Genomic DNA, 15490 nt, shown 5'->3' with positions numbered 1-15490 from the left:
CGCTATAGCCTTTGGCCATGGCCGATACCAGCAGCGACACCGTCGATTTCGGATTCACCACGATCGACCGCGCGGAAAAATCCGCCCGGGTGCGCGAGGTGTTCAACAGCGTTGCCCGCCGCTACGACATCATGAACGATCTGATGTCGCTCGGCGTCCACCGGCTGTGGAAGCGCGATTTCGTCACCATGATGGATCCGCGCCCCAATCGCACCCTGCTCGACCTTGCAGGCGGTACCGGCGATATCTCGTTCCAATGGCGCCGGCGCGGCGGCGGGCCTGTGTTGCTCACCGACATCAACGAACAGATGCTCGGCGTCGGGCGTGGCCGTGCGGAAATGCGGGGGGCCATCGACGGCATCAGCTTCGCCGTGACCGATGCCGAAGCCCTGCCCCTGCCGGATCGCGCGGTGGACCGGGTCTCGATCGCGTTCGGGCTGCGGAACTGCACCAACAAGGACCGCGTGCTTGCGGAAGCGCGGCGGGTGCTGAAGCCGGGGGGACGGTTTTTCTGCCTTGAGTTCTCGAAACTTCAGGTCGCGGTTGCTGCCCCGCTATATGAGCGGTGGTCCTTCGCCGCGCTTCCCGCCATTGGCGCCCGGGTCGCGGGCGATCGCGAGAGTTACCAGTATCTTGCCGAGAGCATCCGCATGTTTCCCGATCAGGAGACCCTCGCGGAGATGATGCGGCAGGCCGGCTTCGCCCGGATTTCTGTTCGCAATCTGACCGGCGGGATCGCCGCGATCCACGCCGGATGGCGACTTTGAGGCTTGCCGGCAAGCGGATTCTGCTGATCGTCAGCGGCGGAATCGCTGCCTATAAATCGCTCGAACTGGTTCGCTTGCTCCGCCGCGAGGGGGCTGGGGTCCGCGCCGTGCTCACCAAAGGGGGGGCGGAATTCGTCACCGCCCTGTCCCTGCAGGCGCTGTGCGAAGACCGTGTCTATACCGATTTGTTTTCCCTGACCGATGAGAGCGAAATGGGGCATATCCAGCTCTCGCGCAGCGCCGATCTGCTGGTGGTCGCACCCGCCTCGGCGGATCTTCTCGCCCGCATGGCCACCGGCCAGGCTGACGACCTTGCAACCACCGTTCTTCTCGCGACGGATAAGCCGGTGCTGGCCGCGCCCGCGATGAATGTGCGGATGTGGCAGCACCCGGCAACCGTCGCCAATCTGGCGATCCTGCGCAGCCGCGGAGTGAGTTTCGTCGGCCCCGATGAGGGAGCGATGGCCTGTGGCGAATTCGGTCCCGGACGGCTCGCGGAACCGCCGGTGATCCTCGATGCGATCAGCGACATGCTGACCCCGCGCCGCCCGCTCGCCGGGCGCCATGCGATCGTCACCAGCGGCCCGACCCATGAAGCGATCGACCCGGTACGTTACCTCGCCAATCGCAGCTCCGGCCGCCAGGGTCACGCCATCGCACAGGCGCTCGCCGAGGCTGGCGCGCGCGTGACGCTGATTTCCGGACCGGTCGCCCTGCCCGATCCACCCGGCGTCACGACGCGCCACGTGGTATCGGCACGCGAGATGCACGACGCCGTCCGCGCCGCGCTGCCCGCGGAAATTGCGGTGATGTGCGCAGCCGTGGCCGATTGGCATGTCGAACCGCAGGCACGGAAACTCAAGAAAACCGGCGTCGCGCCGACACTCACCCTCGTCGAAAATCCCGACATTCTCGCCGACATCGCTCATCATCCCGCGCGGCCCGAACTGGTCATCGGCTTTGCCGCCGAAACCGAAACCCTGCTCGACCATGCCGCGGCAAAACGTATCCGCAAAGGCTGTGACTGGATCCTTGCCAATCATGTCGGTGCCGGGTCGGACGTTATGGGGGGCAACGACAACGAAATCGTGCTGATCACGCAGGCGGGCGCGGACGTGTGGCCACGCATGAGCAAAACCGAGGTCGCTGCCCGTCTCACATCACGCATCATCGAGGCCCTGAAATGAATGTCGACGTCGCGGTCAAGCGCCTGCCCCACAATATCGGGCTTGATCTGCCGGGTTACGCCACCCATGGTGCGGCGGGAATGGATTTGCTTGCGGCCAATCACGATGACATTGCGATTCCTCCCGGCGGGCGCGCGTTGATACCGACCGGACTCGCGATTGCGTTGCCGGCCGATCACGAATTGCAGATCCGCCCGCGCTCCGGCCTTGCGCTCAAGCATGGTATCATGGTCGCCAACAGCCCCGGCACGATCGATGCCGATTATCGGGGCGAAATCAAGATCATCCTGCTGAATGCAGGCGCCGATCCGTTCATCGTCACGCGCGGGATGCGGATTGCTCAAGCGGTGATTGCCCCGTTCAGCCGTGTTGTCTGGCGCGAAACCGACGATCTCGATATCACCGCGCGCGGCGCGGGCGGTTTCGGCAGTACCGGCACCCACACTTCCAACGGAGGACCATGATGGCACGTGACAAGACCGAAGCATTCAAGCGCCTCGCCGAAAACCGCACCAACGAGGCGCTCGACGCCATTCGCAAGATCGGTAATTTGTCGAACCGCAACAATTACAGTTTTTCACCCCAGCAGATCGAAAAAATCTTTGCCGCACTTCGCGGTGCGCTCGATGCCGCCGAGCATCGGTTCAGCGAAACCGAGGAGGCTGCCGAAGACCGGTTCAGCCTCTGATGACGAACTACCCCCTGGTGCCGCGCGCGATCAGCGGAAAGAACACTCCGTAGGGCAGGCTTCGTAAAATCCGCAGCGGCCTTGCTAGTCCTTCGGGAAACGCGATCAGGAAGCGATCGGCATCCAACCCCCGCATGATCGCCTTTGCCGCCGCATCCGCCTCCATCAGAAACGGCATCGGAAACGTATTCTTTGCCGTCAACGGCGATTTGACGAAGCCCGGGCAGATCGCGGAGATTCCAACGCCGTGCTGGCGCAAATCGAATCGCAGTGATTCCGCCAGCGCGATCAGTCCGGCTTTGGTCGCCGAATAGGAGGCCGAACCCGGCAACCCTGCCAGACCCGCCAGCGAGGAGACCAAGCCGATCTGCCCGGACCGCGCCGCAATCATTGTCGGCATGATCGCTTCGAGGCAATGCGCGGTGCCGATAAGGTTGAGATCGACCTGGCGTGCGAGGCGCGCGGCGGTGAATGTATCGGCGGTATCGCGCTCATAGGTTCCGGCGTTCAGGATCGCACGCGCAATCGGTGGCAGCGGAGCCAGTGCAGCGCGCACCGCTGCGGGATCGGTGATGTCGGCCGGGGCCACCAGCACCCGCCCCGGAAATCGCAAGGACAGGGCTTCGAGTTCCTCGACCCTCCGCGCCGTGACCGCGACGGTCCAGCCATGCGCGACATGGGCTTCGGCCAGGGCGAGCCCGATCCCGCTCGACGCTCCGGTGATCCATGCAACGCCCTCGCCCGGTCCGGGTGGTCTCATAGCCGGTCTCCTTCGATCAAGGCCTGTCGCAAGCGTGCCGCCCGCGCACGCAGGGCCTCCCGCTTGGGCGCGGCCATCCGGTTCCAACTGCGCACCGGCATCGCCATGCGCGGATTGCCGGCGAAACGCGCTTCGTGCCGTGCGATGAAATCCCAGTACAGCGCGTTGAACGGACAGGCCCGCGACCCGGTGGCGTCCTTCACGTCATAGGCGCAATCGCCGCAATAATCGCTCATGCGGTTGATATAGGCACCAGAGGCCGCGTAAGGTTTCGAGCCCACGATGCCGCCATCCGCATGCAAGGCCATCCCCCTTGTGTTGGGCATTTCGACCCACTCATAGGCATCGGCATAGACCGCGAGATACCATTGATCGACCGCATCGGGATCGATCCCGGCCAGCAGGGCGAAATTTCCGGTCACCATCAGTCGCTGAATATGATGGGCGTAGGCAAACTTCATGGTCTGACGAATCGATAGGGCCATGCAACGCATATCGGTCGCTCCGGTCCAGTAGAATTCGGGCAGGTGCAGATCCGCCCCGAGCGCGTTTTTGCTCGCGTAGTCCGGCATGTGCAGCCAGTATATGCCTCGAATGAATTCCCGCCAGCCCAGAATCTGGCGGATGAACCCCTCGACCGCATTCAGCGGTGCGCGTCCGGCGGTGAATTCCGCCTCGGCGCGGCGGCACAGATCGAGCGGATCGAGCAGCCCGAGATTGAGCGGGGCGGAGACCAGCGCGTGAAACATGAAGGGCGCACCTGCACTCATCGCATCCTGCCAATCGCCGAAATATGGCAGCCGATTCGCGAGGAAATCGGCACATCCGGTCTCGGCATCGTGCGCCGTTACCGGATAGTCGAAATCTGCGAGCGACCCGTAATGACCGGAAAACCGCGCGGCGACAAGGTCGATTACCGAGCGGGTCGCTGCATCGGGCGGGAACCGCCGGGGCTGCGGTGGCGTGATCGCCGACGGCAGGGCCTTGCGATTTTCGGAATCGAAATTCCATTTGCCGCCGACCGGCTTATCACTCTCCATCAGGATCGCGTGTTTACGGCGCATTTCGCGGTAGAAAAACTCCATCCGCAACTGTCGGCGGTCCTCGGCCCACCGGGCGAATTCATCGATGCCGCAGAGAAATCGTGTATCCTCGCGGATCTCGCAGGCGACCCCTGTGTTTTCCGCCCATCCCCGCATCGCGGTGCGGACCCGGAACTCACCCGGCTCGGTCGCAATGATCCGGGAGGGCTGCACTGCCGCCACGGCGCGCGCGACCTCGTCGTCGAGCGTTCCGGTATTGCCTTCGTCGTCGAGCGCCACGTAACGCACCGTCACGCCGCGCGCCCGCAATGCCTCGGCAAAGTGGCGCATCGCAGCAAGGATCATCGCGATCTTCTGGGGATGATGCGGCACGTAGGTGCATTCGCCCATCACTTCCGCCATCAGCACCACGTCGTGGACCTTGTCGAGCCCCGCGAGTGAGGCGATCCCGCGCGAGAGCTGGTCGCCGAGCACGACCCGCAGGGCGCCGCCGTTCATCCGCCGATGATCGGCTTGTACGTGATATGCCCCTCATGATCGAAAGCGAGTCCGGACCAGGTCTCTTTCTGGTCGTAATAGACCGAGAGCCGGATCGGCCCGGTCAGCTTGTATTCCTCCGCCGTCACCGTGCCGGACGGCAGCGCCGGCAGCTTGAACCATCCGAGTTTCGCGATAGTCGGGGTATCGGTATGCCCGGTCTGCATGTTGATCATCGGCCCTTTGAGCATTGCCTTGTTCCAGTAGGTCAGTGGCAGTGCGTTGGGCGGGGCGGTGTAACGCGGTGTCTTGTTCCCCTGGACGATGACGCCGGTCGCCTGTTTCTCGACCAACAATTGATGTGGTGTGCCATTATCGTTGATTGCGCTGGTCGCGGAGACGAACGCCCCGTCCCGCCAATGCTCGACGATATGCGCGGTGTAGTGGAACACCGGAATCGCCAGCAGCGAGACCCGCAATGCCACGTGATTATCCACCGTGAGCATGTCCCCTGCCTCGATGAAGCGCAGCCGCTGGGTGCCGACCTTGGCTCCGTTGCGGAATACCTCGAATTCCAGCCTGCGCCCCCTGGGCAACGGAATGGCGACGGCGGCGGCCATCGCGATCAGGCTTCGGCGATCGATCGAGGGTGATGTCATGCTTGGTCCTTCATGAGGTTCGCGTGCGCAGGGTTGCGCGGCCGCCATCGACCCCGATGACCTGCCCGGTGATCCAACCCGCGTCGGGAGATAGCAGAAACGCGGCCAGCGCCGCACCGTCCGCCGGTTCACCAAGCCGCGAGATCGGATGCTGCGCGGCGAGCGCCCTGGCCATGGCGTCGTTACCGGTCATGCCCGCCGCCATTTTCGAGCGGGTCAGGCTCGGCGCGATGCAGTTCACCCGCACCGGAGCCAGTTCCGCCGCCAGCGCGACGCACAAGCCTTCCACCGCCGCCTTGGCCGTGCCGATCACCGCATGATTGGGAAACCCGGCGCGCGCCGCCACCGATGAGAACAGCACGACCGACCCCTCGCAGGCTCGCAACCCGGCCTCCGCAGCCGCAACCGCCCGCGCCGCGCCGATCACGTTGAGCGCGTAGGTGGACGCGAAATCTTCCACGCTCGCGCGTTTCAGCGGTTTCATCACGATCGAGCCCACGCAGTAGGCCACCCCCGCGATGCGTGGCCCCGCCGCTGCCACCGCTGCGGTGAGCGCTGCATCGTCGGTACAATCCGCCACCTGGTGCGATGCGCCGAACCGCTCGGCAATCGCGGCCAGCGCCGTGCCATTCCGCGCGACCAGATGAAGCGCCACACCCTGGCCGGACAGCCGCGCGGCGAGCGCCGACCCGACGCCGCCGGTCGCGCCGATAATCACGATGGGATCAGTCATGCATGCCTCCGCCCACATAATTGGGGTGGCTGCACTGGATCGCGAGGGCGGACCGGCTCATAAACATCTCTACGCCGGTTTTCCCGAAAGAGGTTCATGCACCAGCTCATTCTGATGCGCCACGCCAAGGCCGAACGCGCCCGCGACGATGAGAGCGACCATGCCCGCGCGCTGAGCCCATCGGGTCGCGCCGCTGCGATCCGGATGCGCACCAGCCTCAAGGCGCTCGGGATCGAGCCGGATGTGGTGCTGATCTCCTCGGCACGCCGCACCCGGGAAACGCTCGACTGCATCGCTTTCTGGGACGATCAACCCAATATCGACGTTCTCGATGCGCTCTATATGGCCCCGGCCTCACGCCTCCTCGAAATCCTCGCGGCACTTCGCGAGACCGTACGCAGCGTGATGGTGATCGGTCATAATCCGGGTCTGCACGACCTCGCCCTGCAACTCGCCGCCGGCGCCGCGCAGCCCGGCCCCGCGCATCTGCTGCTCGACCGGAGTTTCCCAACCGCACGGATGGCGGAGTTTCTGGTCCTCACCCCGTGGCGGGAGTTGTGCGCGCCCCGCTCGCGGCTGCAACGCATCGTCGATCCGCCGCCTGAAGCCTGAGCAATGCTGCAGGCGCGAAGGTTGCATGACCGTGAGGGTTCGACCTACATTGCGTGCAATCACTCCGGTATCGTTGAACGCCCCCGCTCTGGCAGACGCCGAAACGGAGGCCGCAAAGGAACAGGTCATGAGCAGTACTGAAGCCGCCGTCCCCCGCCACGCGACCATCACCATCGAAGGCACCAATAAATCGGCCACCCTGCCGCTGCTGTCCGGCACGCTGGGGCCGCAGGTTGCCGATATCCGGAAGTTGCAGGCTCAGGCCGGCATTTTCACCTTCGATCCCGGCTACGGTGAGACCGCCTCCTGCGAGAGCAAGATCACTTACATCGACGGCGATGAAGGGGTGCTGCTCTATCGTGGCTACCCGATCGACCAACTCGCGGAGAAATCGACATTTCTCGAAGTCGCTTATCTGCTGATGTACGGCGACCTGCCGAACAATGCGGAGTTCGAGACGTTCAACCGCGGCATCACGATGCACACGATGCTCCATGAGCAGATTCGCCGCTTCTGGGAGGGGTTTCGGCGCGATGCCCACCCGATGGCGGTGCTTTGCGGCGTGGTGGGTGCGATGTCCGCCTTCTACCCCGACAGCATCAAGATCAACGACGCACATGAGCGCGAGGTCAGCGCGTTCCGGCTGATCGCCAAGCTCCCGACCATCACGGCATGGGCCTATAAATATTCGATCGGCCAGCCCTTCATGTATCCGCGCAACGATCTCTCCTATGCCGAGAATTTCCTCTACATGATGAACTCGGTGCCGGCCGAGCCTTATCGCAAGAACCCGATCCTCGAACGCGCGATGGACCGTATCCTGATCCTGCACGCCGATCATGAGCAGAACGCCTCAACCTCGACAGTGCGCCTCGCGGGTTCGACCGGTGCCAACCCCTTCGCCTGCATCGCCGCCGGGATCGCGGCACTCTGGGGACCGGCCCATGGCGGCGCCAATGAGGCCGTGCTGAAAATGCTCGGCGAGATCGGTGACAAAAAGAATATCCCGGCCTTCATTTCAGAGGTGAAGGACAAGAACAGCCACACCAAACTCATGGGTTTCGGCCACCGGGTCTATAAAAATTTCGACCCGCGCGCGAAAATCATGCAGCAGACCTGCTACGAGGTGCTCGACGAACTCGGCATCAAGAACGAGCCCTTGCTCGACCTTGCGATGGAGCTGGAAAAGATCGCGCTCGACGACGAGTATTTCGTCAGTCGCAAACTGTATCCGAATGTCGATTTCTATTCGGGCATCATCCTTAAGGCGATGGGCTTCCCCACCACCATGTTCACTCCGCTCTTCGCTCTTGCCCGCACCACCGGCTGGATCAGTCAGTGGATGGAAATGATCGAGGACCCGCAGCAGCGCATCGGTCGCCCCCGCCAGCTTTATACCGGCGCGCCGAAACGCGATTACGTCGCTATCGGCGGTCGCGAATAACCGGCAGCGGCGCGGGCGCGCCTATCCGTAAATCGCCCGCGCCGTCATCAACTGGTCGCGAATCGACCGCGCATCCTCGCCATCCGCGTGGTCAAGCATGGCCAGCACATGACCGATTTCGGCGCTGCGTGTGGCAATCGCCAGATAACCTTCGGCCAGCAGCTTCATCTCGGGTTCGGCATCGAACCACCTGATCGCCTCACGAAACCGCCCTGCGGCGTCTGCGCGCGCGCCCAGCGCGAGGTCGAATGCGCCGATCAGCCAGGCAGCGTTGCCATGCTGCATCGCGCCCTGTTCCAGTGTTTCAACGAACCGGGCCGATCGGACGGCCAGATTGCGCCCGGCGGTGAGTTCGGCGCTGCTGCGAACGGCCCCTTCCTCCCATCCGGGCCAGATGTCCGCCCCCGCATTGTACCCGATCCGCTTGCCGATTTTCAGGATTTCGATCCGGTCCTCGCCCGAAACCTGCGCTGCCAGTTCCTCGACCTCGCCGATCGCCTCGCCCGCCTCCGCAACCAGCGCGGCGATGTCGCCTGCCCTTCGTGCGGCATTGACAGTGGCCTCCAACTGCCGCGCCCGTTCCAATTCCATCACGCCTCCTTGCCACGCGGCTCATCAACGATGCCGAGTTCCGCAACCATGATATCGCGCATGACGAATTTCTGGATCTTCCCGGTCACCGTCATCGGAAACTCGTCGACGATGCGAATATGGCGGGGGATCTTGTAATGAGCGATCTGCCCGTCGCAGAATGCTGCGATCTCCTCAGGTGTCACGTTTGCGCCTGCGGAGGGCTTGACCCACGCGCATGGAACCTCGCCGTATTTTGCGTCCGGCATACCGAACACCGACGCCCCTGCGACCTTCGGATGGCGGAAGAGGAACTCCTCGACCTCGCGCGGGTAGATATTCTCACCACCCCGGATCACCACGTCCTTGCTGCGCCCGACGATGGTGCAATACCCTTCGGCGTCGATCATCCCGAGGTCGCCGGTATGCATCCACCGGGCCGGATCGATCACCTCCCGGGTCTTGCCGTCCTGATCCCAGTAGCCCAGCATCACCGAATATCCGCGCGTGCAGATTTCGCCGCGTTCGCCGACCGGCACGATCCGTCCGTCCGGATCGACCACCTTGATCTCGAGATGAGGATGAACCCGTCCCACCGTCGCGACCCGACGCTCGGCGGTGTCGTCGATCGCGGTCTGGAAACTCACCGGCGAGGTTTCGGTCATCCCATAGCAGATGCTGATCTCCGGCATGTGCATCCGCTCCATCACCCGGCGCATGACCTCGATCGGGCAGGACGTTCCGGCCATGATCCCGCCCCGCAGCGAGGAAAGATCGAACGAGCCGAAGTCGGGGTGCTCGAGTTCCGCGATGAACATGGTCGGCACGCCGTACAGGTGCGTGCACCGTTCCGCACTCACCGCCGCGAGTGTCGCCCGCGCATCGAACCCCTCGCCGGGATACACCATGGTTGCGCCGTGGGTGACCGCGGCGAGGTTTCCCATCACCATGCCGAAACAATGATAGAGCGGCACCGGAATGCAGATCCGGTCCTCCGACCGCAGCCCGATCCCCTCGCCTACGAAAAATCCGTTATTGAGCACGTTATGATGCGAGAGCGTTGCTCCTTTCGGCGCGCCCGTGGTGCCCGAGGTGAACTGGATATTGATCGGATCGTCGAACTGCAGATCCTGCCGCAACCGCACCAGTGCCGCTCGCGAAGCCGCATCGGCATGGGCCGCGATGTCGTCGAACCGCATCATGCCCGAAGGCGCATCGCCGATCACGATCCGCAACCGCAGATGCGGCAGACGGTCGGCCGGAATCCCTTCCAGCATCGCGATGTAGTCGCTCGACTTGAAACGCGGTGCCAGCACCAGCGCCGCGCACTGCACCGCGTTCAACACGTATTCCAGTTCGGCGGTGCGATACGCCGGATTGATGGTTACCAGGATGAGCCCCGCCTTCGCTGAGGCGAACTGCAACACAGCCCATGCCACGTTGTTGGGAGAAAAAATCCCGATCCGCTCGCCCCGCACCAGCCCGAGGCCGATCAGCCCCGCCGCCACCTGATCGACCAGCGCATCAAGCCCGGCATAATCGAGCCTTACGCCTTCGGCATAGGCCACCAGCGCCTCGTGCGCGCCGTGCTCGCGAGCGGCCCGTTCGAGCGCGGCTCCGATGGTCATGCCGAGCAGCCTGGTTTCGCTCAGCCCCTGGACGTAGCTTTCTCGCATCATCCCCTCCGCCTGTGCGAAGGGTAGCGGATCGCGCCCGCGCCCGCTACTCCCGCACGACGGTCGGCACCGGGCGTGATGCCAGGGGATCGAGCAACTGGCCGTGCAGCGTTGCTGGCATCGGCGCATCGATCCCGTATGCGGTGGGCCACGCCGCAGGGAGATGAAATGTTCCGAACAACTGGTCGACCAGCGGGATCATCGCGGCATAATTGCGATCACGCAACGCATCGTTGGTATGGTGCCACCGATGGAAAAATGGCGTCGCCACCACCCGTTCCAGCACTCCGAACCGCCAGCGCAGATTGGCATGGACGAAAAATCCCCAGATCGTTCCCAGTACCACGACGACCGCCGGCAATGCCGCGCCCTGGGCGAGACCCAGCGCGAATACCGGCACGAAGCCGCATAGGCGGGTGAAGACCATGTCCACCGGATGGGCGCGGGTATTGCTCAGGAAATCCAGATCCTCGGCGCTGTGATGCACCGAATGGAACCGCCACAGCAGCGGGATTTCGTGCGACCAACGATGCCCCCAGTAGAACCCGATTTCGGCGACCACGATCGACAATCCCAATCGCGCCCCGACCGGCCACCCCGCGACCATTGCGAGAAATCGATCCGGCATGAGCTGATGAACCCCAGCCGCTAACAGCGCCAGCGGCACCGCGAGCACCACGCCAATCAGCACCGAGTTCAAGATGTAATAGCCCAGATCGGTCCCGAACTGCCGGCGGAAAATCTTTTGTGGATGCACACCGAACAGCCGCTCCAGCGGCACGAAGATCGCCGCGAGCAAGACCAGCCAAACCGCGAGCCGGAGCGCTTCAAGAATGAATGGGTGCAATGCAAGCCTCCGACCTGTGGAACGGTACAACCGTCCGGGCGGACGAGCCCGGACGGTTCATGTTGAAGCCGACCGGCTCAGCCCTTGATGGACTTGCGGCCATTGCGACGGCGGCGGATCACCAGCCCGAGTCCGACGAGACCCGCGCCAAGGATTGCAAGCGAAGAGGGCTCCGGCACCGGCACCTGCTGCATCGACACACCAGTCAGCACTGCCATCGGCGGTTCACCGGTCGGCGACCCGATCGACAGGAAATTGAGCAATTCCGAGGTGCTGGATGCGGTAAACTGCATCACTTCCTTATACCAGCCGGTGAAGCCTTTGCTGGGATTGTCAAGTGTCGTGGTATATTGCTTCGACGTACCAAGCGACACCTGCAATTGCTCCGTCGTGGCACCGGTCCGGCTCTGCATCTGCCCCGCACCCCAGTAGAAGCTGACATCATAGGTGCTGCCAGCGACGAGATTGTTGATGGTCTGGCTCAGGCTGCTCTGGATTCCATCGGTCTGGTCGCCGTCGAGGCCGACGAAGGCGGTGTTGCCGCCCGGGACGGGGTTCACCGCATACATCTCTTCTTTGCCAGTATAGCTATACTGTCCGACGGTATTTTCCGTCGAAGCCGCCTTCGCATTGGGAAACCAGATCTCGTAGCCATTGTTACCAGTCCAGCCTGTCACGAACTGACCTGCTTTATAGGACGTCCCGAACTGGGTGCTCACCGTTGTGCTCGGTGACGTGCTGGCGAAATTACCGTTGGTCACCAGATCGGTGCCGGCCCGCGCCACAGTCAATGAAGCGGTGGTTGCGACCACTGTCGCTAATAGAAGTTTTGAAATACGCATAGTCTCGTCTCCGCATGTGCTGGGCGCCGGTTGTGCCGAAGGGCAGCCTGACATCCCAACTCTGTTTGTCGTACGACGTCCTTGGCAAATTGCGTGCCAGAATATTTTGACCAAAGATAACAAATGCTTAAAAAATGTTATCAAAATTTAGACGATCGTGTGTAAAATTTTCTGACACGATTTTGAAACGAACTGCTACCTCCAGTCGCAAATCCGCTCCCCGCGTTTGACGTCGCCATCTTTACAGGGCGACGCGATCCTGCATATAAATCGATTAACCCAGTCGGGTTACGTCCGCAAACATGACAAATCAGGCAGTTCGTCCAAATCTGCCCCATGGAGGAAGCAATGGTCCCGCATATCACGCCGCTACGCCGCCGTGCCCTCGGCAAGCAACTCCTCGCCGCTGCCGCAATCAGCGCCGCTGCACTTTGCTCAGCCCTGCCCGCCCATGCCGCACCCGCCAAAACGCGCGTCGCCATCATCGTCCGCGATTTCGGCAACCCTTATTGGCGTGCGTTGCGCGATGGCGCGGTCGCCGAAGGCAAGAAACTCCACATCCCGGTCAGTGTTCAGGCCGGCTCGACCGAAACAGACTCGATCGGCGAAAACGCTAAAATCTCGACCATGGCGAACGAGAACTTCACCTGCTTTGGCGTCGTCCCGGTCAACGCCACCAACATCATCACCCCGCTGATCCCGGTCTCGAACAAACACATCCCCATCATCAACCTCGACAGCGGTCTCGATCCCGCCGCGGTCAAAGCTGCCGGCCTGCACATCACCAGCTTCATCGGCTCGGATAACACCAATGCCGGCCAGATCGCCGGGACCTACATGCTCAAACTCCTTCACGACAAAGGCGATATCGCGATGCTGCAAGGCATCCCCGGCGAGGAAAACGGCATCAACCGCGACAACGCCTTCCGCGCCACCACCAAGGGTAAACTTACCGTCGTTCAGTCCGAAGCCGCCGATTACGAGCGCAGCCGCGCTCTCACCGACGCCGAAGCCATGCTTCGCGTCCACCCCGATCTGAACGGCATCTTCGCGGCGAACGACGAAATGGGCCTCGGTGCCGCACAGGCGATCGCCAACGCCGGTAAATCCAAACAAATCAAAGTGGTCAGCATCGACGGCGTCAAGGAAGCCCTCGAATCGATCAAATCCGGGAAACTTTCCGGAACCGTCTCTCAATACCCCTACGCCGAGGGCGAAATGGCCGTGCAAGCCTGCCACCAACTCGCGATGGGTAAAACCATTCCCGCCCACGTCACCGCCCCGATCAAACTCATTACCCCCGCCAACGCCGCCGCCGCCCTGAAATCCTTCCCCCGCCCGTTCTTCGCCTTCAACGACCCGTTCGGCGCGCCCTGAGAGCAATGGTGATGGGGATGTGTGATTGGAGCGAGCAGGGCCAGGGAGTGCTGCCCGTTGGCCCCCCGCCTGTTTCACTCGAAAGGCCCGATACTCAAGCCACGGATCTCCGGGCATGACCAACCGGTTCGGTGCGGTGCTCAAGGATCCGGGGTTTTGGGGTGACAATGCAGCGCTGATAGGTCTGGTGGTGATCGGCGCGGTTTTTTCCGTGCTGACGCCATTTTTTCTCACCTGGCCGAATATCAGCGATCTGCTGGTTTCGGCGTCGATCCTGCTGGTTCTTGCCACGGCACAGCAATTCTCGATCGTGACCGGCGGGATCGACCTGTCGATTGCGGCGAATCTCCCCTGGGCGGCGGTGGTATTCGGACTTGCCTATAATGGCGGGCTTGGCATGCCGCTCGCCATTATTGCGGCGATCCTCTCCGGCACGTTGGTCGGCCTGATCAACGGCCTGATCATCGCGAAGCTGAAGGTAAACGATTTCATCGCAACCCTGGGGATGCTGGGTGTGATGAACGGGGTGGCGCTGATCGTCAGTGGCGGTCAGTCTTTTGCGGTCAACTCGCATTTTCTCCAGAGCCTTGCGCTCGGTTCGATCGGCCCGATCCGCTATTTCTACCTCATCGCCATTCTGATCGCGGTCGGGGCGCATCTCGTCTTCACCCACACCGCGTTCGGAACCCATGTGCTCGCGACCGGCGGCAACCGCGATGCCGCGCGTAATATGGGCATTCCGACGGACCGGATGAAAATAGCGGTCTATGTGATCGACGGTGCGCTGGTCGGCCTCGCGGCGATCCTGCTGGTCGCCCGCACCGGCGGGTCCGACCCTTCGCTGCAAACCTCGCAGCTTCTCACATCGATTGCGTCGGTCGTCCTTGGCGGGTCATCTCTGTTCGGTGGTCGCGCGGCTGTCCTCGGCACGGTCGCTGGTGCGCTGGTCCTGACCACCCTGCTCAACGGGTTTACCTTGTTGCAGGTCTCGGAATATTACCAGCCGATCGCGGTCGGCATCGTCGTCATCGCTGCGGCAGTTCTCAGCAGGTTGCAAAAGTGATGACCGCCATTCTCGAAATCCACGACTTGAAGAAATCCTTCGGTGCGGTCGAAGCCCTGCGCGGGGCGGAACTGACCTGCCCGGCCGGCGAGGTCACTGCTTTGGTCGGCGACAATGGCGCCGGAAAATCCACCCTCATCCGCTGCATCACCGGTGTTCACCCACCCGATTCCGGCACGATCGCGTTCAAGGCGGCCCCGATCCATTTCACCTCGCCGACTGAAGCCCGCGCGGTCGGAATCGAAACCGTCTATCAGGATCTCGCACTCGTCGAAGATCTGACCGTCTGGCAGAACATGTATCTCAACCGCGAACTCAAACGCGGCCTCGGCCCGTTTCGCTGGCTCGACCGGCGGCGCATGATCGCGGAGACCCAGGCCAAGCTCAGCCGCCTGCTGGTCAATATGCCGCCGGTGCGCGCCAAGGTCCGCCGCCTGTCGGGTGGCCAGCGGCAGTCCATTTCGATCGGGCGTGCCGCCAGCTGGGGCTCGGCGCTGGTCATCATGGACGAGCCCACGGCGGCGCTCGGTCTGCGCGAACGCGGCGCGGTGGAAACCTTGATCGGTAATTTGCGCGGTGAGGGCATCGCGCAACTCGTGATCAGTCACGATCTCGAACAGGTCATGCGCATTTCCGACAGTGTCTGGGTGATGCGCGCCGGTCGTACCATCGCGCATTGGCGTACACAGGAGGTCGATCGCACCCGCATCGTCGCCGCGATCGCGGGCGGCGAGGTCTGAACCCG

The 15490-nt window shown here is 62.9% G+C and carries 17 protein-coding genes; 9 read left to right on the top strand and 8 right to left on the bottom strand.

The window, feature by feature from the left end; translation table 11 throughout:
• The first annotated feature begins 17 nt into the window (after positions 1 to 17).
• From SIL87_RS06330 to SIL87_RS06315, 4 genes are read left to right on the top strand one after another with little or no spacing between them, the layout of a single operon-like run.
• Positions 18 to 767, top strand: a complete 750-nt coding sequence (locus tag SIL87_RS06330; RefSeq protein ID WP_319613345.1) for a class I SAM-dependent methyltransferase — start codon at positions 18 to 20, stop codon at positions 765 to 767.
• Complete coding sequence (gene coaBC, locus SIL87_RS06325; protein WP_319613344.1) at positions 755 to 1954, top strand: bifunctional phosphopantothenoylcysteine decarboxylase/phosphopantothenate--cysteine ligase CoaBC; 1200 nt, start codon at positions 755 to 757, stop codon at positions 1952 to 1954. Before SIL87_RS06330 ends, coaBC begins: the two co-directional genes overlap by 13 nt.
• The gene (dut, locus tag SIL87_RS06320) at positions 1951 to 2418 is read left to right on the top strand and encodes a dUTP diphosphatase (RefSeq protein WP_319613343.1); all 468 of its coding nucleotides are present in this window, start codon (positions 1951 to 1953) and stop codon (positions 2416 to 2418) included. Before coaBC ends, dut begins: the two co-directional genes overlap by 4 nt.
• Positions 2418 to 2642, top strand: a complete 225-nt coding sequence (locus SIL87_RS06315; protein WP_319613342.1) for a hypothetical protein — start codon at positions 2418 to 2420, stop codon at positions 2640 to 2642. Before dut ends, SIL87_RS06315 begins: the two co-directional genes overlap by 1 nt.
• 7 nt (positions 2643 to 2649) lie before the next feature.
• Here SIL87_RS06315 and SIL87_RS06310 read toward each other — a convergent pair whose 3' ends face one another.
• The 4 genes from SIL87_RS06310 to SIL87_RS06295 are packed head-to-tail and all read right to left on the bottom strand — an operon-like array spanning position 2650 to position 6314.
• Entirely contained in the window at positions 2650 to 3402 is a 753-nt protein-coding gene (locus SIL87_RS06310; RefSeq protein ID WP_319613341.1) for an SDR family NAD(P)-dependent oxidoreductase, read from the bottom strand.
• A complete protein-coding gene (locus SIL87_RS06305; protein ID WP_319613340.1) occupies positions 3399 to 4943 on the bottom strand; it encodes a cryptochrome/photolyase family protein in 1545 nt (514 codons plus the stop codon). Before SIL87_RS06305 ends, SIL87_RS06310 begins: the two co-directional genes overlap by 4 nt.
• Positions 4940 to 5581, bottom strand: a complete 642-nt coding sequence (locus SIL87_RS06300; RefSeq protein WP_319613339.1) for a DUF6134 family protein — start codon at positions 5579 to 5581, stop codon at positions 4940 to 4942. The genes SIL87_RS06305 and SIL87_RS06300 overlap by 4 nt, the downstream gene beginning before the upstream one ends.
• A gap of 10 nt (positions 5582 to 5591) precedes the next feature.
• Entirely contained in the window at positions 5592 to 6314 is a 723-nt protein-coding gene (locus SIL87_RS06295; protein ID WP_319613338.1) for an SDR family NAD(P)-dependent oxidoreductase, read from the bottom strand.
• Between the two features lie 96 nt (positions 6315 to 6410).
• Between SIL87_RS06295 and SIL87_RS06290 the strand changes: the two genes are divergently transcribed.
• Together SIL87_RS06290 and gltA are read left to right on the top strand one after the other, a co-directional pair.
• Positions 6411 to 6926: a SixA phosphatase family protein gene (locus SIL87_RS06290; RefSeq protein WP_319613337.1), complete on the top strand. Its 516-nt coding sequence runs from the start codon at positions 6411 to 6413 to the stop codon at positions 6924 to 6926.
• A gap of 127 nt (positions 6927 to 7053) precedes the next feature.
• Positions 7054 to 8370, top strand: coding sequence for a citrate synthase (gltA, locus tag SIL87_RS06285; RefSeq protein ID WP_319613336.1), 1317 nt, complete (start codon positions 7054 to 7056; stop codon positions 8368 to 8370).
• A 21-nt stretch (positions 8371 to 8391) separates the two neighbouring features.
• On the opposite strand, the gene SIL87_RS06280 is transcribed toward gltA, so the two are convergent.
• The 4 genes from SIL87_RS06280 to SIL87_RS06265 form a co-directional block, all read right to left on the bottom strand.
• Positions 8392 to 8961, bottom strand: coding sequence for a hypothetical protein (locus tag SIL87_RS06280; RefSeq protein WP_319613335.1), 570 nt, complete (start codon positions 8959 to 8961; stop codon positions 8392 to 8394).
• Positions 8961 to 10619: an AMP-binding protein gene (locus SIL87_RS06275; RefSeq protein WP_319613334.1), complete on the bottom strand. Its 1659-nt coding sequence runs from the start codon at positions 10617 to 10619 to the stop codon at positions 8961 to 8963. Before SIL87_RS06275 ends, SIL87_RS06280 begins: the two co-directional genes overlap by 1 nt.
• Positions 10620 to 10662: 43 nt before the next feature.
• The gene (locus tag SIL87_RS06270) at positions 10663 to 11463 is read right to left on the bottom strand and encodes a sterol desaturase family protein (protein ID WP_319613333.1); all 801 of its coding nucleotides are present in this window, start codon (positions 11461 to 11463) and stop codon (positions 10663 to 10665) included.
• Between the two features lie 77 nt (positions 11464 to 11540).
• Entirely contained in the window at positions 11541 to 12305 is a 765-nt protein-coding gene (locus SIL87_RS06265) for a PEP-CTERM sorting domain-containing protein (RefSeq protein ID WP_319613332.1), read from the bottom strand.
• A gap of 348 nt (positions 12306 to 12653) precedes the next feature.
• Here SIL87_RS06265 and SIL87_RS06260 point away from each other — a divergent pair, with 348 nt between their 5' ends.
• The 3 genes from SIL87_RS06260 to SIL87_RS06250 all read left to right on the top strand — a co-directional run bounded on the left by SIL87_RS06260 (position 12654) and on the right by SIL87_RS06250 (position 15485).
• Entirely contained in the window at positions 12654 to 13682 is a 1029-nt protein-coding gene (locus SIL87_RS06260; RefSeq protein WP_319613331.1) for a sugar ABC transporter substrate-binding protein, read from the top strand.
• A 115-nt stretch (positions 13683 to 13797) separates the two neighbouring features.
• The gene (locus tag SIL87_RS06255; protein ID WP_319613330.1) at positions 13798 to 14745 is read left to right on the top strand and encodes an ABC transporter permease; all 948 of its coding nucleotides are present in this window, start codon (positions 13798 to 13800) and stop codon (positions 14743 to 14745) included.
• Complete coding sequence (locus tag SIL87_RS06250; protein WP_319613329.1) at positions 14745 to 15485, top strand: ATP-binding cassette domain-containing protein; 741 nt, start codon at positions 14745 to 14747, stop codon at positions 15483 to 15485. Before SIL87_RS06255 ends, SIL87_RS06250 begins: the two co-directional genes overlap by 1 nt.
• Positions 15486 to 15490: the final 5 nt, after the last annotated feature.

Source organism: Acidiphilium acidophilum, assembly GCF_033842475.1.
Lineage (GTDB): Bacteria > Pseudomonadota > Alphaproteobacteria > Acetobacterales > Acetobacteraceae > Acidiphilium > Acidiphilium acidophilum.
The sequence above is the reverse complement of the archived record's forward strand: the minus strand, read 5'-3'. Positions and strand labels throughout refer to the sequence as shown.

Excerpts from the sequence above, each read along its gene's own strand:
- SIL87_RS06330 (WP_319613345.1), top strand. The coding sequence starts at position 18 with ATGGCCGATACCAGCAGCGACACCGTCGATTTCGGATTCACCACGATC.
- coaBC (WP_319613344.1), top strand. The coding sequence starts at position 755 with ATGGCGACTTTGAGGCTTGCCGGCAAGCGGATTCTGCTGATCGTCAGC.
- dut (WP_319613343.1), top strand. The coding sequence starts at position 1,951 with ATGAATGTCGACGTCGCGGTCAAGCGCCTGCCCCACAATATCGGGCTT.
- SIL87_RS06315 (WP_319613342.1), top strand. The coding sequence starts at position 2,418 with ATGGCACGTGACAAGACCGAAGCATTCAAGCGCCTCGCCGAAAACCGC.
- SIL87_RS06310 (WP_319613341.1), bottom strand. The coding sequence starts at position 3,402 with ATGAGACCACCCGGACCGGGCGAGGGCGTTGCATGGATCACCGGAGCG.
- SIL87_RS06305 (WP_319613340.1), bottom strand. The coding sequence starts at position 4,943 with ATGAACGGCGGCGCCCTGCGGGTCGTGCTCGGCGACCAGCTCTCGCGC.
- SIL87_RS06300 (WP_319613339.1), bottom strand. The coding sequence starts at position 5,581 with ATGACATCACCCTCGATCGATCGCCGAAGCCTGATCGCGATGGCCGCC.
- SIL87_RS06295 (WP_319613338.1), bottom strand. The coding sequence starts at position 6,314 with ATGACTGATCCCATCGTGATTATCGGCGCGACCGGCGGCGTCGGGTCG.
- SIL87_RS06290 (WP_319613337.1), top strand. The coding sequence starts at position 6,411 with ATGCACCAGCTCATTCTGATGCGCCACGCCAAGGCCGAACGCGCCCGC.
- gltA (WP_319613336.1), top strand. The coding sequence starts at position 7,054 with ATGAGCAGTACTGAAGCCGCCGTCCCCCGCCACGCGACCATCACCATC.
- SIL87_RS06280 (WP_319613335.1), bottom strand. The coding sequence starts at position 8,961 with ATGGAATTGGAACGGGCGCGGCAGTTGGAGGCCACTGTCAATGCCGCA.
- SIL87_RS06275 (WP_319613334.1), bottom strand. The coding sequence starts at position 10,619 with ATGATGCGAGAAAGCTACGTCCAGGGGCTGAGCGAAACCAGGCTGCTC.
- SIL87_RS06265 (WP_319613332.1), bottom strand. The coding sequence starts at position 12,305 with ATGCGTATTTCAAAACTTCTATTAGCGACAGTGGTCGCAACCACCGCT.
- SIL87_RS06260 (WP_319613331.1), top strand. The coding sequence starts at position 12,654 with ATGGTCCCGCATATCACGCCGCTACGCCGCCGTGCCCTCGGCAAGCAA.
- SIL87_RS06255 (WP_319613330.1), top strand. The coding sequence starts at position 13,798 with ATGACCAACCGGTTCGGTGCGGTGCTCAAGGATCCGGGGTTTTGGGGT.
- SIL87_RS06250 (WP_319613329.1), top strand. The coding sequence starts at position 14,745 with ATGACCGCCATTCTCGAAATCCACGACTTGAAGAAATCCTTCGGTGCG.